This is a genomic window from Streptomyces sp. NRRL F-5630, assembly GCF_000719475.1.
In the GTDB taxonomy this organism is placed as follows: Bacteria; Actinomycetota; Actinomycetes; order Streptomycetales; family Streptomycetaceae; genus Streptomyces.
Genome location: NZ_JOGO01000099.1, coordinates 1 through 23,737 on the forward strand (window position 1 = coordinate 1; position 23,737 = coordinate 23,737).

Consider the following 23,737-nt stretch of genomic DNA (forward strand, 5'->3'; position numbering starts at 1 on the left):
CGGCGTGTGCCTCCGTCCCGCCCCCGTCCCCCGCGCCCGCAATCCGCCCCGTATCCCCTCGCCCCGGTACGTGATCCTCCTCACTCGTACCGCAGAACGGAAAGGTAATTCCGTCAGACGGTAGAAATCGGCGTCCCCGAGCCGCAAAACTGTCGTAACCGCCGCACGCGGACCCGTAAGGGCTGTAGGGAGGGTATTCGCGCCTACTCGCCGGTAGGTGCGACGATCGGACCGCACGTCCGGCGGGTCGCCGTGCACCACGGGTCACGACCGGTCGCGAAGAAATACCAGGTGGAAAGAGGAAGTCGGCATGGCTACGGCGCCCAGCGTCTCCTACTCGATGACGGTCCGTCTCGAGGTGCCCGCGAGCGGTACGGCGGTCTCCCAGCTCACGACGGCTGTCGAGTCCTCCGGGGGCTCGGTGACGGGTCTCGACGTGACGGCTTCGGGCCACGAGAAGCTCCGTATCGACGTCACCATCGCCGCCTCCTCCACGGCGCACGCCGACGAGATCGTCAGCAAGCTGCGGGGCATCGAGGGCGTGACCCTCGGCAAGGTCTCGGACCGTACGTTCCTCATGCACCTCGGCGGCAAGATCGAGATGCAGTCCAAGCACCCCATCCGCAACCGTGACGACCTCTCCATGGTCTACACGCCGGGCGTGGCGCGGGTCTGCATGGCGATCGCCGACAACCCCGAGGACGCCCGCCGCCTGACGATCAAGCGCAACTCGGTCGCCGTCGTCACCGACGGCTCCGCCGTGCTCGGCCTCGGCAACATCGGCCCGAAGGCCGCGCTGCCCGTCATGGAGGGCAAGGCGGCGCTCTTCAAGCGCTTCGCGGGCATCGACGCGTGGCCGCTGTGCCTCGACACGCAGGACACGGACGCGATCGTCGAGATCGTCAAGGCGATCGCCCCGGGCTTCGCGGGCATCAACCTGGAGGACATCTCCGCGCCGCGCTGCTTCGAGATCGAGGCCCGCCTGCGCGAGGCGCTCGACATCCCGGTCTTCCACGACGACCAGCACGGCACCGCGATCGTCGTGCTCGCCGCGCTCACCAACGCGCTGCGCGTCGTGGGCAAGAAGATCGAGGACGTACGCGTCGTCATGTCGGGCGCGGGGGCCGCCGGTACGGCGATCCTCAAGCTCCTCCTCGCCGCCGGGGCCGAGCGCGCCGTCGTCGCCGACATCCACGGCGTCGTCCACTCCGGGCGGTCGGACCTCGTCGACGCGGCGCCCGACTCGCCGCTGCGCTGGATCGCCGACAACACCAACCCGGAGAACCTCACGGGGACCCTCAAGGAGGCCGTGCGCGGCGCGGACGTCTTCATCGGCGTCTCGGCCCCCAACGTCCTCGACGGGGACGACGTGGCCGCGATGGCGGACGACGCGATCGTCTTCGCGCTCGCCAACCCCGACCCCGAGGTGGACCCGGGCGACGCCCGCCGCACCGCCGCCGTCGTCGCCACCGGCCGCTCCGACTTCCCCAACCAGATCAACAACGTGTTGGTCTTCCCGGGTGTCTTCCGCGGCCTGCTCGACGCGCAGTCGCGCACCGTCAACACCGACATGATGCTCGCCGCGGCGACCGCGCTCGCCGATGTCGTGAGCGCCGACGAGCTGAACCGCAACTACATCATCCCCAGCGTCTTCAACGACAAGGTCGCGGGCGCGGTCGCCGGAGCGGTGCGCGACGCCGCCCGCGCGGCGGGTGAGTCGGCGGAGGGCGCCATGAGCGCCCCCGGCGTTCCCGTCACCGGCTGAACCGCAGGTCAGAGCGGTGTACGGGCCGGTTCCGCGACCGGGCCCGTACGGGGGCACCAGAGCCTTCGGCCGAGGCGGTACGGGCGCGGACGGCCCGTACCGCCCGGCGTGGCGTACGTGAGGCGCGCCACGCCGGGCATCGGTCGGCGCCGAGCGGGCAGGCGTACGGTCGGCGCGTCGCGAATCGCCCTCCGGGGACCCGGCACCTAGGGTGTCGGGCACGAGACACGACACGCCCGCAGTGCCACAGGGGGACCCGGATTGGCGTTCCCGCCGCAGGTGGGGGCAGGATGCCTCTCTGGGCGCGAGGGTCTGTAGAGCAGGACCCGGGTCCGGGGGACCTCGTGGACCCTGGCAGCATCGGCTTCGCTGTTGCCCAACATGCGGCAACGCCGCGTGGCACGCCTCAACGGCAAGAAGAACACGGGAGTACACAACATGAACCGCAGTGAGCTGGTGGCCGCCCTGGCCGACCGTGCCGAGGTGACCCGTAAGGACGCCGACGCCGTGCTGGCCGCGTTCGCCGAGGTGGTCGGTGACGTCGTCGCCAAGGGCGACGAGAAGGTCACCATCCCCGGCTTCCTGACCTTCGAGCGCACGCACCGTGCGGCTCGTACGGCTCGCAACCCGCAGACGGGTGAGCCGATCCAGATCGCGGCGGGCTACTCCGTGAAGGTGTCGGCGGGCTCCAAGCTGAAGGAAGCGGCGAAGGGCAAGTAAGTCGCCCCGGGTGTGGGGCGGGTCCCTTTGTGGGGCTCCGCCCCGCACCCCGCTCCTCAATCGCCGGAGCGGCTTAGTTTGTGGCCGGGCTCGGTTGTCGGGCGCGGTGCAAAGAGGCAACGTGGAAGGGCGGCCACCCGTACGGGTGGCCGCCCTTCCACGTTCTCGCGCTACGCCAGGCCCTTGCTGGGCAGCTCCACCTTGGCTCCCAGTTCCATGAGCTTGTCCATGAAGTTCTCGTAGCCCCGGTTGATCAGGTCGATGCCGTGGACGTGGCTCGTGCCCTGGGCCGCGAGGGCGGCGATGAGGTAGGAGAAGCCACCGCGCAGGTCGGGGATGACGAGGTCGGCGCCCTGGAGGCGGGTGGGACCCGAGACGACGGCCGAGTGGAGGAAGTTGCGCTGGCCGAAGCGGCAGTCCGAGCCGCCCAGGCACTCGCGGTAGAGCTGGATCTGGGCGCCCATCTGGTTGAGCGCCGCCGTGAAGCCGAGGCGGGACTCGTAGACCGTCTCGTGGACGATGGAGAGGCCCGTGGCCTGGGTGAGGGCCACGACGAGAGGCTGCTGCCAGTCGGTCTGGAAACCCGGGTGGACGTCCGTCTCCAGCGCGATCGAGTGGAGTTTGCCGCCCGGGTGCCAGAAGCGGATGCCGTCGTCGTCGATCTCGAAGGCGCCGCCGACCTTCCGGTACGTGTTGAGGAACGTCATCATCGAGCGCTGCTGCGCCCCGCGCACATAGATGTTCCCCTCCGTCGCGAGGGCCGCCGAGGCCCAGGAGGCGGCCTCCAGGCGGTCGGCGAGGGCGCGGTGGCGGTAGCCGCCGAGACGTTCCACACCGGTGATCCGGATGGTCCGGTCGGTGTCCATCGCGATGATGGCGCCCATCTTCTGCAGGACGCAGATGAGGTCCTCGATCTCGGGCTCCACCGCCGCGTTCGACAGCTCCGTCACGCCCTCGGCGAGCACCGCCGTGAGCAGCACCTGCTCGGTCGCGCCGACCGAGGGGTAGGGCAGGCGGATCTTGGTGCCGCGCAGGCGCGTGGGCGCCTCCAGGTACTGGCCGTCGGCGCGCTTCTCGATGCGGGCGCCGAACTGGCGCAGCACGTCGAAGTGGAAGTCGATGGGCCGGCCGCCGATGTCGCAGCCGCCGAGGCCGGGGATGAAGGCGTGGCCCAGGCGGTGCAGCAGGGGGCCGCAGAAGAGGATCGGGATGCGCGAGGAACCGGCGTGCGCGTCGATGTCGGCGACGTTCGCGCTCTCGACGCGCGTCGGGTCCAGGACCAGCTCGCCCGGCTCCTCGCCGGGGCGCACGGTCACGCCGTGGAGCTGGAGCAGACCGCGCACGACCCGGACGTCACGGATGTCGGGCACGTTGCCCAGCGTGCTCGGTTCGCTGCCGAGCAGTGCGGCGACCATGGCCTTCGGCACGAGGTTCTTCGCGCCTCGGACCCGGATCTCGCCCTCCAGCGGGGTTCCGCCGTGGACAAGCAGTACATCGTCGGTGACGGTCATCGATCTCGCGTTCCGGAGGAGGTGGACAGGGCCGAAGCAAAGCGTAATCGCCGTGGGCGGGGGGACGGCGTGCCGGAACGGGACACAAAGCGTCATGAGTTAGCCACAACACGAACGGTCGTGAACCAGATGCGGTACGTCACCATCCGCGTGTCGTGCGCGGGGGGCGCCTCCGTGCGCCCTGAGCTGCGGCGGCGAGCCCGGCATGACCCACTCCCCACCCCGTGCGCCGATGCGGGATCATGGCTGTCATGACCGAGGTGTCCTCGCTCACAGGGCGACTGCTCGTCGCCACACCGGCCCTCGCGGACCCGAATTTCGCGCGCGCGGTGGTCCTCGTCCTCGACCACGACGCCGAGGGCACCCTCGGCGTGGTCCTCAACCGGCCGACCCCGGTCGGCGTGGACGACATCCTGGAGGGCTGGGGGTCGCTCGCGGGCGCTCCCGGTGTCGTCTTCGAGGGCGGCCCCGTCTCGCTCGACTCCGCGCTCGGCGTCGCCGTCGTGCCCGGGGAGCCGGGGGCCCGCACGAGCCCGCTCGGCTGGCGGCGCGTCCACGGCGCGATCGGCCTCGTCGACCTGGAGACCCCGCCCGAACTCCTCGCCGCCGCGCTCGGCGCCCTGCGCATCTTCGCCGGGTACGCCGGCTGGGGCCCGGGGCAGCTGGACGACGAGCTGGAGGCGGGCGCCTGGTACGTCGTCGACGCGGAGCCCGGCGACATATCGGCCGAACGCCCCGAGGCGCTGTGGCGCGAGGTGCTGCGCAGGCAGCGGGGGACGCTGGCGATGATGGCGACGTACCCGGAGGACGCGAGCCTCAACTGAGGGCTCGTGGGCGTTCCCGCCGGAGCGCCCCGCGTGGGTACCCTTGGAATTTATGAGCACTCTTGAGCCCGAGCGCGGTGGCAGCACCTCCACCCTTGTCGAACCGGTCCCGCAGACCTCGCACGGCGACGGTGATCACGAGCGGTTCGCCCACTATGTCCAGAAGGACAAGATCATGGCGAGCGCGCTCGACGGCACGCCCGTCGTCGCCCTGTGCGGGAAGGTCTGGGTGCCCGGCCGCGACCCGAAGAAGTACCCCGTGTGCCCCATGTGCAAGGAGATCTACGACTCCATGGGCCCCGGCGGCGACAACAACGGCAAGGACGGCAAGGGCGGCGGCAAGAAGTAGCCCCCGGCCCCACGCCCCGTACGGCCAGGGTCCTCTCCTCATGCACGGACCCCCGCACCACCGCCCCCGCCGGCCGGTGGCGCGGGGGTTTCGTGCGTCTCGGCCCCGCAGCGCCCGCCCGTTCCAGGAACCCGTCCCGTTCCAGGTCTTCGCATGTCAGTCGCCATCTGGTGGACTAGACCTCATGACTGGACTGGACCACTCGGACCCCCTGCCCGACGCCGCCGCCGACGCACGCGCCACCCTCCTCCCCGCCCCCCGCCACGTCCGCGCCGTCCCGGGCGGCAGCCTCCGGCTCGACGCCTCCGCCCGGCTCGAGGCGGGGCCTGGCACCGCCACCGCCGCGCGCGCCCTGCGCCGCGACCTCGGCGTGCCGCTCGGACTGGACTTCCCGGAATCCGGGGACGGCCCTGTCGTACGGCTGCGGATCGAGGAGAGCGCACAGCCCGAGGCGTACGTCCTGACGGTCGACGCCGAAGGCGTCCGGATCACCGGGGGCGGGCCCGCCGGGGTCTACTACGGCGTCCAGACGCTCCGCCAGCTCGCCGGACCCGACGCCCTGCGCCGCGCCCCGCTCACCACCGCGGTGCCCACCGTCCCCGGCGCCGCGCCCGGGCCCGTACCGGCGGCCGGGGCCGAGATCCCGTACACGGAGATCGAGGACGGCCCCCGCTTCGCCTGGCGCGGCCACCTCCTCGACGTCGCCCGCCACTTCCTGCCCAAGGACAGCGTGCTGCGCACGATCGACCTGCTCGCCGCGCACAAGCTCAACGTCCTGCACTTCCACCTCACCGACGACCAGGGCTGGCGCATCGAGATCAAGCGCTACCCGAAGCTCATGGAGACCGCCGCCTGGCGGCCCCGCACCAAGCGCGGCCACCGCACCTCCGAGCTGTGGGACGAGACCCCGCACGGCGGCTACTACACGCAGGACGACCTGCGCGAGATCGTCGCGTACGCCGCCGAGCGGCACGTCACCGTCGTCCCCGAGATCGACGTCCCCGGGCACTCGCAGGCCGCGATCGCCGCGTACCCGCACCTCGGCAACTCCGACGTCGTCGACACGGACGCGCTCGGTGTGTGGGAGACCTGGGGCGTCAACCCGAACGTCCTCGCTCCCACCGAAGAGGTGCTGCGTTTCTACGAGGACGTCCTCACCGAGGTCATCGAGCTCTTCCCGTCCACGTTCTTCCACATCGGCGGGGACGAGTGCCCCAAGGACCAGTGGAAGGCGTCGGCGACCGCGCAGAAGCGCATCGCGGAACTCGGCGTCGACGGCGAGGACGGGCTCCAGAGCTGGTTCATCCGGCACTTCGACACGTGGCTCACCGCGCGCGGGCGCCGCCTCATCGGCTGGGACGAGATCCTGGAGGGCGGGCTCGCGCCCGGCGCCACCGTCACCTCCTGGCGCGGCTACTCCGGCGGGATCACCGCCGCGCGCGCGGGCCACGACGTCGTCATGTGCCCCGAGCAGCAGGTCTACCTCGACTTCCGGCAGGCGGAGGGCGAGGAGGAGCCCGTCCCGATCGGGTGGGTGCGGACCATGGAGGACGTCTACCGCTTCGAGCCCGTGCCGCCGGAGCTGACCCCCGAGGAGGCGCGCCACGTGCTCGGCGCGCAGGCCAACTCCTGGTCCGAGGTGATGGACAGCCAGGACCGCCGCGACTACCAGACCTTCCCGCGCCTCGCCGCGTTCTCCGAGGTCGTCTGGAGCGCGCTGCCCGCCCCCGAAGCGCGCGACTACGACGACTTCGCGCGGCGCATGGACGCGGCGCACTACGCGCGGCTCGACGCGCTCGGCGTCGCCTACCGGCCGAAGAACGGCCCGAAGCCCTGGCAGCGGCGCCCCGGCGTCGGCGGCTTCCCGAGGGAGGGCAGGCCGCCGCGCGTGTGAGTCAACCCCGGGGCAGGGAGCGGTCCGGGGGAGCGGGGCGCGGGGCGCGAGGCGCGCCGCGGTCGCGCGCTCCCCGCCACCGGACCGCCCCGGCCCCGCCCCCACCCCCGCTCCGCACCCGCGCGAAGATGTGCCAGAGTTGCCACGTCCGGCCCGTGACGACGTACCGTACGGCAGCACAGGCCACAGGCGGGACACGTCCGGGGCAACGGGAAGGGGCAGCCGCTTTGACCACACAGGCACCGAATGCGGCGGTCTCCCTGCCCGCCACGCTGGAGGAGGCCGTGGTCGCGCTCGCCGCGACCCCCACCGCCGTGCCCGTCGCGGGCGGCACCGACCTCATGACCGCCGTCAACGCCGGACTCCTGCGCCCCGCCGCCCTCGTGGGCCTCGGCCGCGTCTCCGAGATCCGCGGCTGGCAGTACCTCGACGGCCACGCCCTGCTCGGCGCCGGGCTCACGCACGCGCGCATGGGCCGCCCCGACTTCGCCGCGCTCATCCCCGCCCTCGCCGCCGCCGCGCGCGCGGCGGGGCCCCCGCACATCCGCAACGCGGGCACCCTCGGCGGCAATATCGCGACCGCCGCCGCCACGGGCGACGCGCTCCCCGTCCTCGCCGCGCTCGAAGCCACCGTGCTCCTCGCGAGCGCGGGCGGCACGCGCCGCGAGGTCCCCGTCTCGCACCTCCTGACGGGCATGGACCCGCTGCGCGGCGGCGAACTCATCGCCCACGTACGGGTGCCGCTCCTGCACGCCCCGCAGGTCTTCCTCAAGGCGACAGGACGGACCGGCCCGGGCCGCGCGGTCGCCTCGCTCGCCCTCGTGCTCGACCCGGCCAGGCGCGCGGTGCGCTGCGCGGTCGGCGCGATCGCGCCGATGCCGCTGCGGCCCCTCGAAGCCGAGGCGTGGGTCTCCGCGCTGGTGGACTGGGACGGTGACCGCCGCCTCGCGCCCGAGGCGCTCGCCGCGTTCGGCGAGTACGTCGCCGCCGCCTGCGTACCCGAACCACCGGCGGGCGAGGACGGCGTCGTGCCCCCGCTCACGCCCGCCGTTCAGCACCTGCGCCGCACCGTCGCCGCGCTGGCCCGTCGCGCACTGGGGAGGGCGCTCGCATGAGCGAGGAACAGGAGCGGCCCGCACCGCCGCAGCAGGACCCCTACGGCGAGGGCCCGGGGCCCTACGGCGGCTGGGAACCCGTTCCGCACACGGACTACGACGCCGACGCGACCGCCTTCGTGAGCCTCCCCGAGGGACTCCTCGACGCGGCCCCCCTCGCCGCCCCGGGCCACGGCTACGTGCCGCCGCGTATCCCGGCCGCCGGTACGGACCCCGGCGCGACGGGGCAGTGGAACCTCCCGCGGCAGCAGACGGAGCCCGGCCCCGAGGCGCCCGGCGAACCGGCGTACGGGCCCAGCCCGATGGAGACCACGGTCCAGTTCGCCGCGTTCACGCCCGAGCCCGCCGCCGAGGCCGCGCGCGACGCGCAGCCGAGCGAGCCGAGCGCCTCGGGCGCGACCGGGCAGTGGCAGATCCCCGTCGCGGAGGGCGCGCTCCCCGAGGAGTCCGGCGAGTTCCAGGGCTCCTCGCTCACTTCGCAGTGGTCGGGCACGGCCCCCGCGACCCTCCCCGGCGGCGCGCTCGCCCCGTGGGCGGTGGCGGCACGGGAGGCGGCGCGGGACGAGACGGCGGTACGGGACGAGACGGCGGCCGTACCGGACGACTCCGCGCCCGGCGGCGAGGCGCACCGCGCGGCGAGCGTGCCGGAGCCGCGGCAGGAGGTGGCACCCGGGTACGCACCGGGCGAGGAGGAGCCCGCGGCGGAGCAGACGGCCGTCCAGGAGCCGGAGGCCGCCCAGGAGCCGAAGGCCGTTCAGGAACCCGGGACCGCCCAGGAACCGGACGCCGCTCAGGAAGCCGAGACCGCTCAGGAGCCGGAGGCCGCCCCCGGACAGGAGGCCGCTCCCGGACAGGACGCCGCCCCCTCGCAGGAGGCCGCTCCCGGGCAGGATGCCGCCCCCTCGCAGGACGCCGCTCCCGGGCAGGACGCCGCCGAGGAGCCCGCGTCCGAGGGCGCGGCCGAAGCCGGGGTCGTGCCCGCGCACGCCGCCGCGGAGAGCCCCGAGCCCGGGGCGGAGACCGAGTCCGGGCCCGAACCGGCCGCCGCGTCCGCCGGGTTCCCTCTCCCCGACGAGCATCCCCTCGCCTCCTACACGCTCTCCGTCAACGGCGTCGAACGCCCCGTCGAGGGCGCCTGGATCGGGGAGTCCCTGCTCTACGTGCTGCGCGAGCGCCTTGGGCTCGCCGGGGCCAAGGACGGGTGCGCGCAGGGCGAGTGCGGGGCGTGCAACGTCCAGGTGGACGGGCGGCTCGTGGCCTCGTGCCTCGTGCCCGCCGTGACGAGCGCCGGGAGCGAGGTCCGTACCGTCGAGGGGCTCGCGCGCGGCGGCGAGGCCTCCGACGTGCAGCGCGCGCTCGCCGCGCACGGCGCCGTGCAGTGCGGCTTCTGCGTCCCCGGCATGGCGATGACCGTGCACGACCTGCTGGAGGGCAACCCGGCGCCGACCGTCCTGGAGACACGGCAGGCGCTGTGCGGGAACCTGTGCCGCTGCTCCGGGTACCGGGGCGTGCTCGACGCCGTGCAGGACGTGGCCGCGAGCCGCCGCGAGGCGAGCGAGGAGCGGGCCGCGGCGAAGGAGGAGGCCGCGGAGGCCGCCGCCGGGGCCGAGCCGCCCGCCGGGCACCCCCACGCCCGGGTCCCGCACCAGCCGGGCCCCGTCGACCAGGAGCCCGCCGCCACCCCGCCCCACGGCACGGACCTCGGCGAGGCCCAGGGCACCTACGGCGCCGGCTTCACCCTGCCGCCCGAAGGCCCGTACGCCGCCGAAGAGCCGTACGCCGAAGGGCGGTACCCGGCCGAAGGGCCGTACGAGGACCAGGGGCAGGACACCTACGGCGCCGGTGAGCGCTTCGCGCCGCGGGACGGCTACGGGCCCGAGGAGAGTTACGCGCACGGGGCCGGGGCGCCCGGCGTCCACCCCCAGGACGGAGGCCAGGCATGAGCGAGCCGACCCTGGAGCCCCTGGAGGACCTGGGGGCCGAACCGGCGGAGGAGCGGGCCCCCTTCGGCCTCGGGACCTCGCTGCCGCCCGCCGAACTGCGCACCAAGACCGAGGGCACCTTCCCGTACGCGGCGGACCTGTGGGCCGAGGGCCTGCTGTGGGCCGCCGTCCTGCGCTCCCCGCACGCCCACGCGCGCATCGTCTCGATCGACACGGGCGAGGCGCTGCGGATGCCGGGCGTGCACGCGGTCCTCACGCACGAGGACCTGCCCGCGCACTCCTTCGGCGGCGAGCGGCCCGTCTTCGCCTCCGACGTCGTGCGCCACCACGGCGAGGCCATCGCGGCCGTCGCGGCCGACCACCCGGACACGGCCCGGATGGCCGCCGCGGCCATCCAGGTCGCCTACGAGACGCTCGACCCGGTCACCGACCCCGAGGAGTCCTTCGAGGCGGCCCCGCTGCACCCGGACGGGAACCTCGTGCGGCACATCCCGCTGCGCTCCGGCGACCCCGAGGCGGTCGGCGAGATCGTCGTGGACGGGCTCTACCGCATCGGCCGTCAGGACCCGGCGCCGATCGGGGCCGAGGCGGGGCTCGCCGTGCCGCGTCCGGACGGGGGCGTCGAGCTGTACACCGCGTCGACCGACCCGCACGGCGACCGCGATCTCGCCGCCGCGTGCTACGGGCTCAGCCCGGACCAGGTCAAGGTCGTCGTGACCGGCGTCCCCGGCGCGACGAGCGACCGCGAGGACCAGAGCTTCACGCTGCCGCTCGGGCTGCTCGCGATGCGCACCCAGTGCCCCGTCAAGCTCACCGCCTCCCGCGAGGACTCCTTCCTCGGCCACGCCCACCGCCACCCGACCCTGCTCCGCTACCGCCACCACGCCGACGCCGAGGGCCGCCTCGTCAAGGTCGAGGCGCAGATCCTCATGGACGCGGGAGCGTACGCGGGCAGTTCGGGCGAGGCGCTCGCCGCCGCCGTCTCCTTCGCCTGCGGCCCCTACGTCGTCCCGAACGCCTTCGTCGAGGGCTGGGTCGTGCGCACGAACAACCCGCCCTCCGGGCACGTGCGCGGCGAGGGCGCGATGCAGGTGTGCGCCGCGTACGAGGCGCAGATGGACAAGCTCGCGAAGAAACTCGGCGTCGACCCGGCCGAGCTGCGGCTGCGCAACGTCCTCGCGACCGGGGACGTCCTGCCGACCGGGCAGAGCGTGACCTGCCCCGCCCCCGTCGCCGAACTCCTCGAAGCCGTACGGGACGAGGAACTGCCCCCGCTGCCCAAGGACACCCCCGAGGACGAGTGGCTGCTGCCCGGGGGCCCCGAGGGCGCGGGCGACCCGGCGGCCGTGCGGCGCGGGGTCGGCTACGGGGTCGGCATGGTGCACATGCTCGGCGCGGAGGGCGCCGACGAGGTCGCGACGGCGACGGTGAAGATCCACGACGGCATGGCCACGGTCATCTGCGCGGCCGTGGACACGGGCCAGGGCTTCTCGACGCTCGCGCGGCAGATCGTGCAGGACGTGCTCGGTGTCGAGGACGTGCGGGTCGCCGCCGTCGACACCGACCAGCCGCCCGCCGGGCCCGCCTGCCACGGAAGGCACACCTGGGTCTCGGGCGGGGCCGTCGAACGCGCGGCCAAGATGGTCCGTACGCAGCTCCTCCAGCCCCTCGCGCACACCTTCGGCATGTCCGCCGAACTCCTCCAGATCGCGGACGGCAAGATCACGAGCTACGACGGGGTCCTCTCCACGACGGTCGCGGAGACCCTGGAGGGCAAGGAGCTGTGGGCGACGGCGCAGTGCCGCCCGCACCCGACCGAGCCGCTCGACGCGGACGGCCAGGGCGACGCCTTCGTGGGGCTCGCCTTCTGCGCGGTGCGCGCGGTCGTGGACGTGGACATCGAGCTGGGCGCGATCAGGGTCGTCGAGCTGGCGGTCGCTCAGGACGTGGGCCGGGTGCTCAACCCGGCGCAGCTGCGTGCCCGCATCGAGGCCGGTGTGACGCAGGGCGTCGGCGCCGCGCTCACGGAGAACCTCCGCACCCCGCGCGGCCTCGTCCGCCACCCCGACCTGACGGGCTACCCGCTCCCGACCGCCCTGGACACGCCGGACATCCGCGTCGTCCGCCTCGTCGAGGAGCGGGACGTCGTCGCGCCCTTCGGCGCGAAGGCCGCGAGCGCGGTCCCGGTCGTGACGACCCCCGCGGCGATCGCCTCGGCGGTCCGCGCGGCGACGGGACGCCTCGTGAACAGGCTGCCGATCCGGCCGCAGCAGGCGGTGGCGAACCCGTAGGACGGCGGAGGCGCCCGGCGCCGTGGGGGCGCCGACGGGGGTGAGGTGTGCCCGCGCGGAAGCCGTGGGGTCCGTGAGGGCGCGCGGAGGCTGTGGCGGCCGTAGGAGCGTGCGCGGGCCGCAGGCGGCCGGGGCCGTGTGGGGCAGGCGGGAAAGGGCCGGGCGTCCCCTTCTCGTGGGACGCCCGGCCCTCGCCCGGCCGAGGCCGTGATCGGATTCGAACCGATGTAACCGGCTTTGCAGGCCGGCCCCTGAGCCACTCGGGCACACGGCCACGCGCACACGTACGCGCCGCTGTCCATGGCCCGCCGTGTGCTGTGCGGTACCCCGACCGTAGGAGCGGGCGGGGTACCGGGGCAAGGGGGCGGACGCCCCTGCCACGGAGCCGACATACGGCGTTCACGGGAGGCCACACGCGGGCGCACCCGTCCCGTACCGGCCCGCCCGGGGTCGTACGCCGAAAGGAGGAGCGGGTACCCGGCCTCCGGACAGGGGCGTATGCCGCATTCGCCCCTTACCCTGGGCCGGTGAGTACGAGCCAGCAGCCCGGCGCCGACGCCGTGGACCCCCTCCCGATACCGGTACCCGCCGAACCGGCACCCGCGCCCGCCACGGGCGGTGTCCTCTCCCGCCCGTACCTCGCCCTCAGTCTGGGGATCGTCTCCGTCGTCCTGCTCATCGCCTTCGAGGCGACGGCGGTCGGTACGGCGATGCCGGTCGCGGCGCGCGAGCTGCACGGGGTCCCGCTCTACGCCTTCGCCTTCTCCGCGTACTTCACCACGAGCCTGTTCGCCATGGTCCTCGCCGGCCAGTGGGCCGACCGCTCGGGCCCGCTCGCGCCCATCACGCTCGGCATCGGCGGCTTCGCGGCCGGGCTGCTCCTGTGCGGCACGGCGGCGAGCATGTGGGTCTTCGTGCTCGGGCGCGCGGTGCAGGGGCTCGGCGGCGGGCTCGTGATCGTCGCGCTCTACGTCGTCGTCAGCCGCGCGTACCCGCGCAGGCTCCAGCCCGCGATCCTCGCCGCCTTCTCGGCGTGCTGGGTCGTGCCCTCGGTCGTCGGGCCGCTCATCGCGGGGACCGTCACCGAACACCTCGGCTGGCGCTGGGTCTTCCTCGGCATCCCCGTCCTCATCCTGCTCCCGCTCCTCCTCGCCCTCCCGCAGATCCGCCGCCGCGCCGCCGGTCCGCTGCCCGCCGACCCGGACGCGCCGCCGCGCACCGCCCCCCGGGGCCGCCTCGCCTGGGCCTTCGCGCTCTCGCTCGCGGCCGGGCTGCTCCAGTACGCGGCGGGCGACCCGCACTGGCGGTCGCTGCCGCCCGCGCTCGCGGGCGCGGTGCTGCTCGCGCTGGCGGTACGGGTCCTGCTGCCGCGCGGGACGTGGCGCGCGGCGCGGGGGCTCCCGGCCGTCGTGCTGCTGCGCGGGGTCGCGGCGGGCGCGTTCATCGCGGCCGAGTCCTTCGTCCCGCTCATGCTCGTGACGCAGCGGGGGCTGAGCCCGACCCTCGCGGGGCTCTCGCTCGCGCTCGGCGGCAGCACGTGGGCCTTCGGGAGCTGGGTGCAGGCGCGGCCCGCGTGGTCGGCGTACCGCAGGACGTTCATGACCTTCGGCATGGTGCTCGTGGCCGCAGCGATCGCGACGGCCCCCGGCGTGCTGTTCTCCTGGACGCCGGTGTGGATCGTCGCGGTGGCGTGGGGCTTCGGCTGCTTCGGCATGGGCATCGTCACCTCGGGCACGAGCACGCTGCTGCTCAAACTCTCGGCGCCCGAGGAGGCGGGCACCAACTCGGCGGCCTTGCAGATGTCCGACGGCCTCTCCAACGTGCTGCTCCTCGCCCTCGGCGGCGCGGCGTTCGCGGCGGCGGGCGGCGGCGCGGTCGGAGCGGCGCACGAGGTCACGGCCGGAGCGGCGGCGGGCGCGAGTCACCCGGCGGCCTTCGCGGCGGTCTTCCTGCCCCTGGCCGCGGTCGCGGCGGTGGGGGTGTGGGTGGCACGCCGGACGCGGGAGTGAGCGGGAGCGGGGCGCGGGCGGAGGGGGCCGGGGGCGGGGCTGACGGAGGAGCGTCGGGAGCCGGGCGGACGCGGGAGCGACGGGGCGGCGCGGACGGGGGGCGGGAGGGCGCGCGGGATGTGGCGGGCTGTCGTCGGAGGCCCCCGCCACGCGCCGCGGCCCCCTCCCGGTGCGGAAGGGGGCCGCGGCGCGGTGCTGGTTCAGCGGGTCGCGGACCGCTTCGCGAGGTGCACGAGACCGGCCCAGGCTGCCGGGGTCACGGTGAGGACGGGCCCGTGGGGGAGGAGGTGCACGAGACCGGCCCAGGCTGCCGGGGTCACGGTGAGGACGGGCCCGTGGGGGAGCTTGCTGTCCCGTACCGGCACGAGCCCGCTGCCGAGCAGGTCGGCGCTGCATTCCACGCAGTAGCGCCACCGTTGCCGACGCTGACAGTGCTTCAGCCATGAGGTGATGATAGGACGCCCGAATGCTCAACAGCCTTGACGGTTCCCGCTCGACATGACCTTGGGCCTGTGATTCCGCGTATCCCACATGGCTGCCGTCCGCCATGGTCAGGAGATTGACCGGCAGGTTGAAGGGGCGGGCCTCGCCCATCGTGTGCGGAGCCACTTGGAGCACCGCGTTCCGGCGGGCGGCGAAGGCCACCAGGGCGTCGAACTGCTCGTGCATCACGTCATCGCCCCCCACCCAGTGGCGCAGGCAGCTCTCATCCATGATCACCAGCAGCATGGGGGGCCGCTGCCGCTCCAGCGACGCCTGGCGCTTGGCCAGGTAAGCGAGCCTGTGGTCCGCCTGGGCCTCGGTGATGAGCCCCCGCCGCACGTCCGCCTCGGCCAGTGCGCGCGCGTAGGCGGGGGTTTGCAGCAGTCCAGGCATGAGGCCGATCTCGAAAAGCCGTATCTCGACCGCCCGTTCCTCCTCTTTGGCGTAGGCGGCGAAGCCCTCCAGCAGCGCCCCGTTGCGGAGGCTGTAGAAATTCCGCTCGAAGGTGTCCTCGCTCAATTCGAAGATCCGGTCCAGATCCCTCGAAAGGCGGAGAGTCGGAGGTTTGCGGCCAGTTTCGACGGCCGAAATATGCGTCGCTGAATATGCGCTCCGGTCTGCCAGATCCTCTTGTGTCCACCCGCGCGCCTTGCGGAGCTGGCGCAGCTTGACCCCGAGTGCCTCACGGGGCCCGCGCTCGGCGTCCAAGAGAGCTTCGTTCACCATTCCCCCTTCCTTTTGGGCAAGTTGAAGGAGTCCCGACTGTACGTCAGCTTGGTGCTCCGGGTGACGGATTCGCTACAGAGGGAGATCAGGATGGCGAACGAACCCCAGCCGGAGGCGGCGCCCACCTCGTCGGCCGACACCGCGTCCTGCGCGACCTGTCACGCGTGGCGGACCGAGGAGCGGCGCGCGGAGACGGCCCAGGACCACTCGCGGGCGACTGACTGCCGGGTCATGCTTCAGCGGCACCGCGCCGACGCGCACGGCGGCTCCGAGTGACGGGGCCTCAGCCGCCCGGCGAGGGAGCCGGACGGCTCGGCGTGGGGCGGTACGCCCGGGACCGCGCGACCGGCCTCGTCGGGCGCGTGATGGGCCACGTGGGGCCGTACACGCAGTTGCGCCCGGTCAGGGGCGGGCGCGAATGGGACGCGGACCCGGCGGATCTGGAAGAACTCGGCGGCGCGGAGGAGCTGAGCGCCAAGGTCGCGGAGCGGAACCGCGATTCGGCGACGGGGCTCGCGATGAAGTACCCGCACCCCTTGTGAGACGGCAGGGGCGTCATCCGCGCTCGCGGTCTTCCTCCTCCGCCCGGCCCCGCCTCCGCTCGCCCTCAGCCGGTCGCCGCCGCGAGGATGCGGGCCGCGCCTTGGGCGAGGAGGCGGTCCGCCACCGTCCGGGCCAGCTGTGCCGGTTCGGCCGCCGGGCCCTCCGCCGTGGCGGCGATCTGACGGCTTCCGTCGGGGCTGGTCACGGCGGCGTGGAGGCGGAGGCGGGTGGGCGACGGGCGGCTCGTCCACGTGCCGAGCGGGACCGAGCAGCCGCCGTGGAGTTCCGCGAGCAGCACGCGTTCGGCGCGGACCTCCGCGTCGGTCGCCGCGTCCCCGCTCGCGGCGAGGAGACGGGCCGCCTTGCTGTCCTCGCGTACCTGGATCGCGAGCGCTCCCTGCCCGGGCGCGGGCGGATACGCCTCCGGGTCCAGGTACTCGGTGATCTCGTCCGCGAGGCCGAGCCGGTGCAGTCCCGCCGCCGCGAGGACGACCGCGTCGAGAGTACGGATACGGGCCAGGCGGGCCGGGACGTTGCCCCTCACCGGGACCATCTCCAGGTCCGGACGCAGAGCGAGGAGCTGCGCGACCCGCCGCGCCGACCCCGTACCGACCCTGGCGCCCGTGGGCAGGCCCGCGAGCGTGGCCCCGCACAGCGCGTCCCGTACGTCCTCGCGCGGCCCCGGTGTCCGCAGCAGCACCGTGCCGGGGGAGGGGCTGGTCGGAAGGTCCTTGAGGCAGTGCACGACGACATCGACCTCGCCCCGCACCAGCGCCGCCTCCTGCCGCGAGGAGAAGGCCGACGCGCCCGCGCGCCGCGTCACCCCGGCGACCGTGGGCGTGCTCCGGTCCGCGTCCCCCGCCTCGGTGATCACCCGCCGCACGAACCGGACGCCCGGCACCTCGCGCTCCCAGCGCTCCACCATCTCCCGCACCTGCGCCCGCGCCAGCGCGCTCCCCCGCGAGCCGACCGCCACCACGCTCTCCACCACGCCGCTCGACTCCCTCACCGCTCCACCTCGGGCCGTCCGAGTCTAGGTACGCGCGCCATCCCCCCATACCAACGCCCTGTCGCCAACCGAGCCTGCTGCACCCTGCCGGGCGAGTGCGCCCCTTCCCGGCAGATCGGGCGCGGCCCCGGGGCGACCGCCCCGTCTCCGGGGCTTCGCTCGTGACCTCCTGCCCACGCCCTGTGCCGTCCTCGGTGTGACGCCCGTCGCACCCGTGCCCTCCCTTCGTGCCGGGCGCCCTTCGCGTTCCGGGGGCGGGGATAGGGTGGCTGCTCGTCCACGCAGCCGAGCCTGATTCAGCGGAGAACGTGACTACCACCCCCACCTCCTCCTCCCACCTCTCTCCCGCCTTCCCCGGCCGGGCCCCCTGGGGTACGGCGGGGAAGCTGCGCGCCTGGCAGCAGGCCGCGATGGAGCGGTACGTCCAGGAACAACCGCGCGACTTCCTCGCGGTCGCCACCCCCGGCGCCGGGAAGACGACCTTCGCGCTCACGCTCGCCTCCTGGCTGCTGCACCACCACGTCGTGCAGCAGGTCACCGTGGTGGCCCCGACCGAGCACCTCAAGAAGCAGTGGGCCGAGGCCGCCGCACGCATAGGGATCAAGCTCGACCCGGACTACAGCGCGGGCCCCGTCTCCAAGGAGTACGTGGGCGTCGCCGTCACCTACGCCGGCGTCGGCGTGCGCCCGATGCTGCACCGCAACCGTGTCGAGCAGCGCAAGACGCTCGTGATCCTCGACGAGATCCACCACGCGGGCGACTCCAAGTCCTGGGGCGAGGCGTGCCTCGAAGCCTTCGAACCCGCGACCCGCCGCCTCGCCCTCACCGGCACCCCCTTCCGCTCCGACACCAACCCCATCCCCTTCGTCACCTACGCGGAGGGCGACGACGGCATCCGCCGCTCCGCCGCCGACTACACCTACGGCTACGGCAACGCCCTCGCCGACGGCGTCGTGCGCCCGGTCATCTTCCTCTCCTACAGCGGCAACATGCGCTGGCGCACGAAGGCGGGCGACGAGATCGCCGCGCGGCTCGGCGAGCCCATGACCAAGGACGCGATCTCGCAGGCCTGGCGCACCGCGCTCGACCCACGCGGCGAGTGGATGCCGAACGTGCTGCGCGCCGCCGACCAGCGCCTCACCGAGGTCCGCAAGGGCATCCCGGACGCCGGCGGCCTCGTCATCGCCTCCGACCAGGAACAGGCCCGCGCCTACGCCAAGCTCATCCGCGAGATCACCGGCACCAAGGCGACCCTCGTCCTCTCCGACGACTCCGGCGCCTCCGAGAACATCGACACCTTCTCGCACAACGAGGACCGCTGGATGGTCGCGGTCCGCATGGTCTCCGAAGGCGTCGACGTGCCGCGCCTCGCCGTCGGCGTCTACGCCACCACCATCTCCACGCCCCTCTTCTTCGCCCAGGCCGTCGGCCGCTTCGTGCGCTCCCGCAGGCGCGGCGAGACCGCCTCCGTCTTCCTCCCCACCGTCCCCGACCTGCTCGGCCACGCCAACGCCCTTGAGCTGGAACGGGACCACGTCCTCGACAAGCCGAAGAAGAACGGCGAGGAGGACCCGTACGCCGAATCCGAGAAGGAGATGGAGGAGGCGAACAAGGAGCAGGACGAGGACACCGGCGAGCAGGAGCAGTTCTCCTTCGAAGCGCTGGAGTCCGAGGCCGTCTTCGACCGCGTCCTCTTCGACGGCGGTGAGTTCGGGATGCAGGCCCACCCCGGGAGCGAGGAGGAGCAGGACTACCTCGGCATCCCGGGCCTCCTCGAACCCGACCAGGTGCAGATGCTGCTCCAGAAGCGGCAGGCCAAGCAGATCGCGACGAGCCGCAAGAAGCCGGCCGAGGACGCCGACCTTCTCGAACTCCCCGCCGAGCGGCGGCCCGTCGTCTCGCACAAGGAACTCCTCGAACTGCGCAAGCAGCTCAACACCCTCGTCAGCGCCTACACCCACCAGAGCGGCAAACCGCACGGCGTGATCCACACCGAACTGCGCCGCGTCTGCGGCGGACCGCCGAGCGCGGAGGCCACGGCCGGGCAGATCCGGCAGCGCATCGACAAGGTGCGGGAGTGGGCCACCCGGATGAAGTGAGGGAGCGGCCGCGGGGGAGCGGCGGCGGAGCGGTCGGGGCGGGCAGTTCCCGCCCGCGGCGCGCGCCGCTCCGCCTGCCAGTGTGTGCTTTCCGTGGACATGCTGGGTTCTTCACGGGGTGATGCGGACGGTCCGGCTCCGCTATCGCCCGGATACTGGACAACGCCTTCCGCTGAGCGGGGACCGCTCGCTACTGTCCGGGGCAACGCACACGCCCCGTGGCAGGGTCGCCCCGGAGCGCAGCCGGTGCGACTCGCAGGCGGACCGGGTACGAGGAGCCGTGCGCCGGACGGGACCGGCGGCCCCGCGCCCGTACGGTCGGGGCCCGCCGCACCTCATCGAAGGAGTGGGCGTCGTGACCGCGGAGACCTCTCAGACGCTCGACCGTGGACTCAAGGTCCTCAAACTGCTCGCCGAGACCGACCACGGTCTCACCGTCACCGAACTCTCGGCCCGGCTCGGGGTGAACCGCACCGTCGTCTACCGCCTCCTGGCCACGCTGGAACTGCACGCGCTGATACGGCGCGACCTCGGCGGCCGGGCGCGCATCGGGCTCGGTGTGCTCGGTCTGGGCAGACAGGTGCATCCGCTCGTGCGGGAGGCCGCGCTGCCCGCGCTGCGCTCCCTCGCCGAGGACATCGGTGCGACCGCGCACCTCACCCTCGTCGACGGCAGCGACGCGCTCGCCGTCGCCGTCGTCGAGCCCACCTGGACCGACTTCCACGTCGCCTACCGCACCGGCTTCCGTCACGCCCTCGACCAGGGCGCCGCCGGCCGGGCCATCCTCGCCTCCCGCACCTCCGCCGGACGTACCGTCCCCACCTGCACCCTCACCCGCGACGAACTCGACGCGGGCGCCTGCGGAGCCGCCGCGCCCCTGCTCGGCGTCACCGGCCTCGAAGGCAGCGTGGGCGTCGTGATGCTCCCCGACTCTGTCCCCGAACGTGTAGCCCAACGCGTCGTCGACGCCGCCCGCGAGGTAGCGGACGCCTTGCACTGAGCGGGACTTGGGTGGAACGGGGGGGGAACGGGGGCGCGGGCGGAACGGGCGGCTCGCGCCGAGTGGGCTCCTTGCGCGGAATGGTGGGCCCGGGCGGGGCGGCGGGTGTTGTCTGTGCTGGGCTGTGGCTCGGGTTGGGCGGGGGCGGCTGCGGGGGAGGGAAAGGCCGAACAACTGGCGTGCTGGTGGCGCAGTTGACGTCCGCCCTTCCCCACCGGAGAGCCGCGACCCGCGCTCCGCGTCTCGCGTCCCGGGCTCCGCGCCCCTCGTCCCGGCGACCCGCGCTCCGCACCCCGCCCCGGCGACCCGTGCCCCGCCACCCGCGTTCGGCCACGTCCTCACCGAGCCCAGTGCCCTCGCACCCGGTTCCCGATCCGCCGTCCCGTCCGGGACCCCGCGCCGTGGCGCGGGTGGGGACGCCGGGGGCCGGGTGGCTCGCGTTAGATTGTGGGCGTGTCCTTCCGTCTCAGGCGCTCCCGCGTCCTTCTCCTGTGCGTCCTGCCGGTGCTCGCGCTGGTCCTCGTCGCCGTGCTCGCGCCGCTGCCGTTCACCGTCGCCCAGCCCGGGACCACGGCGAACGTGCTCGGTTCGGACAAGGGGCAGAAGGTCATCACGATCAGCGGCGCCCCCGAACGCCGTACCAGCGGACAACTCAGGATGACGACCATCCTCGCCACCGCGCCCGACGCGACCGTCAAGCTCGGTGACGTCGTCGACGGCTATTTCCGCACCGACCGCGCCGTCATGCCGCGTGGTTCGGTCTACCCCGGCGGCGACGTCAAGGAGATCGAGAAGCGCAACCTCGCCGACATGCGCTCCTCCCAGGACCACGCCACCAACGCGGCCCTCTCCTACCTGGGCCGCACCGACGAGAACGTCAAGGTCACGCTGCGCCTCGCCGACGTCGGCGGCCCGAGCGCCGGGCTCCTCTTCTCGCTCGGCATCGTCGACAAGCTCGACGGCGACGGCAAGGGCGGCGACCTCACCGGTGGCCGCACCGTCGCGGGTACGGGCACCATCACCGACAGCGGCGAGGTGGGCGCCGTCGGCGGTGTCGCGCTCAAGACGAAGGCCGCCCGCCGCGACGGCGCGACCGTCTTCCTCGTGCCGAGAGACGAGTGCTCCGACGCCCGCTCCGAACTCCCCAAGGGTCTCCGCCTCATCCCCGTCGCCACACTCAAGGGCGCGGTCTCCGCGCTCCGGGCGCTCGACGACGGCGGCAAGGTACCGACCTGCTGATCGCATCGCGCCGCGCAGCACCCCGCCGCACCGCGCAGCACCCCGTCGCGCGGTCCCCGTCTGCCTGAGCCCTGCCCTCCTCACGTGCGCACCACCGTCCGCCCCGACACCGCGAGCCGCAGCCCCAGGCCGACGAGCGACCAGCCGAAGCGCGCCCGCAGACCCCGTATCTCTCCCGCGCCCAGCACTCGTTCCGCTCGGCGCAGCCGCTCCGCGCGACGCGCGCTCTCCCTGGCCAGCGTGTCGGCGGCGGCCTCGGCCCGCAGGTCCCTGGCCCGGTAGGCGTGCACCAACTGGTGGTCGGTCTCCAGGATGCCGAAGGCCCCCATGAGCACGTGCTTCCCGTGGATGTCGTAGGACATGACGGTGGTCTGCCTCTCGGAAATGCGCACATCTGCGACGTGCGAGGGAATGTAAGTTCGAATACAGGGTTGTGCGCGATCCCCTCCACCCGTGCGGACTGCGGGCGCGGTCCGACGCGGGGCCCGGGGGTCGCCGGTGTCTCAGGTGCGGGACTCCCGGTGGACCGGCAGGGCGTGGAGGTGGACCCGCACCTCCGCCCGCCCCTCCTCCGTCCGGTCCCGGTCGTCGTACTCCTGGAGCAGGGCGAGCAGGCGCTCGCTCAGCTCCGTCAGCTCGTCCGCGCTGAGATGCAGAGTCCTGTCGCTGAAGACCCCCGCCTCCTCCCAGGGTGTGTCGCGCCACCGGTCGCGGTCGGCGACCCACGAGGTCGTCTCGCGGTAGTGCGTGGAGGCGATCTCGTGGAGGAGCACGGCCGTCGCGCCGCGGATCTCGGGATCGTCCTGATCGACCCTGCGGGCGTCGAAGTTGATCTCGTCCGCGACCGCCCGCCACCAGCGCTCGCGCCCCTTGCCGTGCTCCGGGGCGTCCTCGACGAATCCGTACTCCGCGAGCTGGCGCAGGTGGTAGCTCGTCGCCCCGCTCGACTCGCCCAGTTCCTTGCCGAGCTGCGAGGCGGTGGCCGGGCCCCCGCGTCGCAGCGAGTTGAGCAGTTGGAGCCGCAAGGGGTGGGCAAGCCCGCGCAGCCCTCGGGCGTCGAGCTGCCGCGTCGTCCGGGCGACGGCCTCTTCGGCGGGGGTCAGGTCCTCGGTCATGGCACTACCGTAGAGCGTGCAAAGAATCTTTGCAACGTGATTTTGCAAAAACTCTTTGCGTTCATCCGTAAGGGTGAACTCCCGCCCCGGAACAGCGCCTTCGCGCCTTCACCCTCCTCCCTTCTTCACGAAGCCCTCCTCCTCCAGCCAGTCCCGTGCCACGTCGTGCGGGTCCTCGCCGTCCACGTCCACCTTCGCGTTCAGCTCCCGTGCCACCGTGTTCGTCAGCTTCTTCGTGATGGGTGCCATCACCTTCTCCATCTGCGGGTGCTCTTCGAGCGACTTCGTATGGAAGACGGGCGCCACGTTGTAGTTCGGGAAGAAGTGCTTGTCGTCCTTCATGACCGCGAGACGCAGCGCCTTGATGCGGCCGTCCGTCGTGAACACCTCGCCGAAGACGCACGCGCCCTTCGCGGTCTGCGTGTAGACGATGCCGCCCGCCATCTTGGTGACGCGCGAGTTCGGGATGTTCATCCCGTACGCCCTCTTGAGCCCGTTGAGCCCGTCCTCGCGCGCCGCGAACTCGCCCTCGACGCACAGCGTCACGGCGCCCGGGTTCCGCTTCGACAGCGCGGCGACGTCGGAGAGCGTCTTCGTGCGGTACTTCCTCTCGTTCTTCTGGTTGAGCGCCAGCGCGTACGTGTTGTTGAGGGGTCCGGGCGCGGCCCACGTGACGCCGTTCCTCCGGTCCGCGTCGCGTACGGCGACCCACTGCGCGTGCGGGTCCACGATCGGCTTCGTGTGGCCGAGGTACGTGATCCAGCCGGTACCCGTGTAGTCGTACATCGCGTCCGCGGTGCCGCTCTTGAGGGCCTCGCGCGCGCCGATCGAGCCCTGGATGCCGGTACGGTCCAGGACATCGGCGCCCGCCGCCTTGAAGGCGATGCCCATGATCGAGCCCAGCACGAGCTGTTCGGTGAACTCCTTCGACGCCACGGTGAGCTTCGCGCCCTTGAGCGGCTCGCCCCGGCCCACCGTCCCCGGCCCGACATCGTCGACGAGGGGGCTTCCGCTCGTGAGCCCGCACCCCGCCGCTCCGATCACGAGCACCCCGGCGAGCGCGGCGACCGCGGTACGGGGGTACTTGAGACCCGGTCGGGGA

Annotated in this window: 20 protein-coding genes, 1 tRNA gene and 1 pseudogene; 14 read left to right on the top strand and 8 right to left on the bottom strand. The window is 73.4% G+C overall.

Features of this window, described 5'->3' with window-relative positions:
- Nucleotides 1-310 precede the first annotated feature (310 nt).
- On the top strand, nt 311-1,765 hold the full coding sequence (locus IF99_RS0127900) for an NAD-dependent malic enzyme (RefSeq protein ID WP_031000741.1): 1,455 nt from the start codon (nt 311-313) through the stop codon (nt 1,763-1,765).
- Nucleotides 1,766-2,203: 438 nt separating this feature from the next.
- Nucleotides 2,204-2,485, top strand: coding sequence for an HU family DNA-binding protein (locus IF99_RS0127905; protein WP_008745984.1), 282 nt, complete (start codon nt 2,204-2,206; stop codon nt 2,483-2,485).
- Between the two features lie 170 nt (nt 2,486-2,655).
- Here the strand turns inward: IF99_RS0127905 and murA are convergent, their stop codons facing one another.
- Nucleotides 2,656-3,996: a UDP-N-acetylglucosamine 1-carboxyvinyltransferase gene (gene murA, locus IF99_RS0127910; protein WP_031000744.1), complete on the bottom strand. Its 1,341-nt coding sequence runs from the start codon at nt 3,994-3,996 to the stop codon at nt 2,656-2,658.
- 242 nt (nt 3,997-4,238) lie between these two features.
- Here murA and IF99_RS0127915 point away from each other — a divergent pair, with 242 nt between their 5' ends.
- The 6 genes from IF99_RS0127915 to IF99_RS0127940 all read left to right on the top strand — a co-directional run bounded on the left by IF99_RS0127915 (nt 4,239) and on the right by IF99_RS0127940 (nt 12,412).
- Nucleotides 4,239-4,820 carry a YqgE/AlgH family protein gene (locus tag IF99_RS0127915; RefSeq protein ID WP_031000747.1) on the top strand — a complete coding sequence of 194 codons (582 nt, stop codon included), beginning with the start codon at nt 4,239-4,241 and terminating at the stop codon, nt 4,818-4,820.
- A 52-nt stretch (nt 4,821-4,872) separates the two neighbouring features.
- Nucleotides 4,873-5,169: a DUF3039 domain-containing protein gene (locus IF99_RS0127920; RefSeq protein ID WP_031000749.1), complete on the top strand. Its 297-nt coding sequence runs from the start codon at nt 4,873-4,875 to the stop codon at nt 5,167-5,169.
- Nucleotides 5,170-5,353: 184 nt separating this feature from the next.
- Complete coding sequence (locus IF99_RS0127925) at nt 5,354-7,063, top strand: beta-N-acetylhexosaminidase (protein ID WP_031000751.1); 1,710 nt, start codon at nt 5,354-5,356, stop codon at nt 7,061-7,063.
- A gap of 227 nt (nt 7,064-7,290) precedes the next feature.
- Nucleotides 7,291-8,178, top strand: a complete 888-nt coding sequence (locus IF99_RS0127930; RefSeq protein WP_031000753.1) for an FAD binding domain-containing protein — start codon at nt 7,291-7,293, stop codon at nt 8,176-8,178.
- Nucleotides 8,175-10,121: a 2Fe-2S iron-sulfur cluster-binding protein gene (locus tag IF99_RS0127935; RefSeq protein WP_031000755.1), complete on the top strand. Its 1,947-nt coding sequence runs from the start codon at nt 8,175-8,177 to the stop codon at nt 10,119-10,121. The genes IF99_RS0127930 and IF99_RS0127935 overlap by 4 nt, the downstream gene beginning before the upstream one ends.
- A complete protein-coding gene (locus tag IF99_RS0127940) occupies nt 10,118-12,412 on the top strand; it encodes a xanthine dehydrogenase family protein molybdopterin-binding subunit (RefSeq protein WP_031000757.1) in 2,295 nt (764 codons plus the stop codon). The genes IF99_RS0127935 and IF99_RS0127940 overlap by 4 nt, the downstream gene beginning before the upstream one ends.
- A gap of 202 nt (nt 12,413-12,614) precedes the next feature.
- On the opposite strand, the gene IF99_RS0127945 is transcribed toward IF99_RS0127940, so the two are convergent.
- A tRNA-Cys gene (locus IF99_RS0127945) sits at nt 12,615-12,686 on the bottom strand.
- A 253-nt stretch (nt 12,687-12,939) separates the two neighbouring features.
- On the opposite strand from IF99_RS0127945, the gene IF99_RS0127950 reads away from it, so the two are divergent.
- Nucleotides 12,940-14,421, top strand: coding sequence for an MFS transporter (locus IF99_RS0127950; protein ID WP_031000759.1), 1,482 nt, complete (start codon nt 12,940-12,942; stop codon nt 14,419-14,421).
- 200 nt (nt 14,422-14,621) lie between these two features.
- Here IF99_RS0127950 and IF99_RS35275 read toward each other — a convergent pair whose 3' ends face one another.
- Nucleotides 14,622-14,822, bottom strand: a complete 201-nt coding sequence (locus tag IF99_RS35275) for a DUF397 domain-containing protein (RefSeq protein WP_031000761.1) — start codon at nt 14,820-14,822, stop codon at nt 14,622-14,624.
- Between the two features lie 58 nt (nt 14,823-14,880).
- Nucleotides 14,881-15,630 (bottom strand): annotated as a pseudogene (locus tag IF99_RS33005) (helix-turn-helix domain-containing protein); the annotation flags it as partial.
- Between the two features lie 90 nt (nt 15,631-15,720).
- On the opposite strand from IF99_RS33005, the gene IF99_RS31760 reads away from it, so the two are divergent.
- Together IF99_RS31760 and IF99_RS0127970 are read left to right on the top strand one after the other, a co-directional pair.
- Nucleotides 15,721-15,906: a hypothetical protein gene (locus tag IF99_RS31760; RefSeq protein ID WP_051703727.1), complete on the top strand. Its 186-nt coding sequence runs from the start codon at nt 15,721-15,723 to the stop codon at nt 15,904-15,906.
- Complete coding sequence (locus IF99_RS0127970; RefSeq protein ID WP_420705732.1) at nt 15,903-16,172, top strand: hypothetical protein; 270 nt, start codon at nt 15,903-15,905, stop codon at nt 16,170-16,172. Before IF99_RS31760 ends, IF99_RS0127970 begins: the two co-directional genes overlap by 4 nt.
- Nucleotides 16,173-16,237: 65 nt before the next feature.
- On the opposite strand, the gene hemC is transcribed toward IF99_RS0127970, so the two are convergent.
- The gene (hemC, locus tag IF99_RS0127975) at nt 16,238-17,182 is read right to left on the bottom strand and encodes a hydroxymethylbilane synthase (RefSeq protein ID WP_031000767.1); all 945 of its coding nucleotides are present in this window, start codon (nt 17,180-17,182) and stop codon (nt 16,238-16,240) included.
- A gap of 308 nt (nt 17,183-17,490) precedes the next feature.
- Here hemC and IF99_RS0127980 point away from each other — a divergent pair, with 308 nt between their 5' ends.
- The 3 genes from IF99_RS0127980 to IF99_RS0127990 all read left to right on the top strand — a co-directional run bounded on the left by IF99_RS0127980 (nt 17,491) and on the right by IF99_RS0127990 (nt 21,520).
- Nucleotides 17,491-19,281 (top strand): DEAD/DEAH box helicase, encoded by a 1,791-nt coding sequence (locus IF99_RS0127980; RefSeq protein ID WP_031000769.1) that lies wholly within the window; start codon nt 17,491-17,493, stop codon nt 19,279-19,281.
- A 355-nt stretch (nt 19,282-19,636) separates the two neighbouring features.
- Nucleotides 19,637-20,281, top strand: coding sequence for an IclR family transcriptional regulator (locus IF99_RS0127985; protein WP_031000771.1), 645 nt, complete (start codon nt 19,637-19,639; stop codon nt 20,279-20,281).
- A gap of 447 nt (nt 20,282-20,728) precedes the next feature.
- Nucleotides 20,729-21,520, top strand: a complete 792-nt coding sequence (locus tag IF99_RS0127990) for a S16 family serine protease (RefSeq protein ID WP_031000773.1) — start codon at nt 20,729-20,731, stop codon at nt 21,518-21,520.
- Between the two features lie 80 nt (nt 21,521-21,600).
- On the opposite strand, the gene IF99_RS0127995 is transcribed toward IF99_RS0127990, so the two are convergent.
- The 3 genes from IF99_RS0127995 to IF99_RS0128005 form a co-directional block, all read right to left on the bottom strand.
- Nucleotides 21,601-21,912, bottom strand: a complete 312-nt coding sequence (locus tag IF99_RS0127995) for a hypothetical protein (protein ID WP_234340892.1) — start codon at nt 21,910-21,912, stop codon at nt 21,601-21,603.
- A gap of 111 nt (nt 21,913-22,023) precedes the next feature.
- Nucleotides 22,024-22,635, bottom strand: a complete 612-nt coding sequence (locus IF99_RS0128000) for a winged helix-turn-helix domain-containing protein (RefSeq protein ID WP_031000776.1) — start codon at nt 22,633-22,635, stop codon at nt 22,024-22,026.
- A gap of 108 nt (nt 22,636-22,743) precedes the next feature.
- Nucleotides 22,744-23,679 carry a glycine betaine ABC transporter substrate-binding protein gene (locus tag IF99_RS0128005; RefSeq protein WP_051703728.1) on the bottom strand — a complete coding sequence of 312 codons (936 nt, stop codon included), beginning with the start codon at nt 23,677-23,679 and terminating at the stop codon, nt 22,744-22,746.
- Nucleotides 23,680-23,737 lie beyond the last annotated feature (58 nt).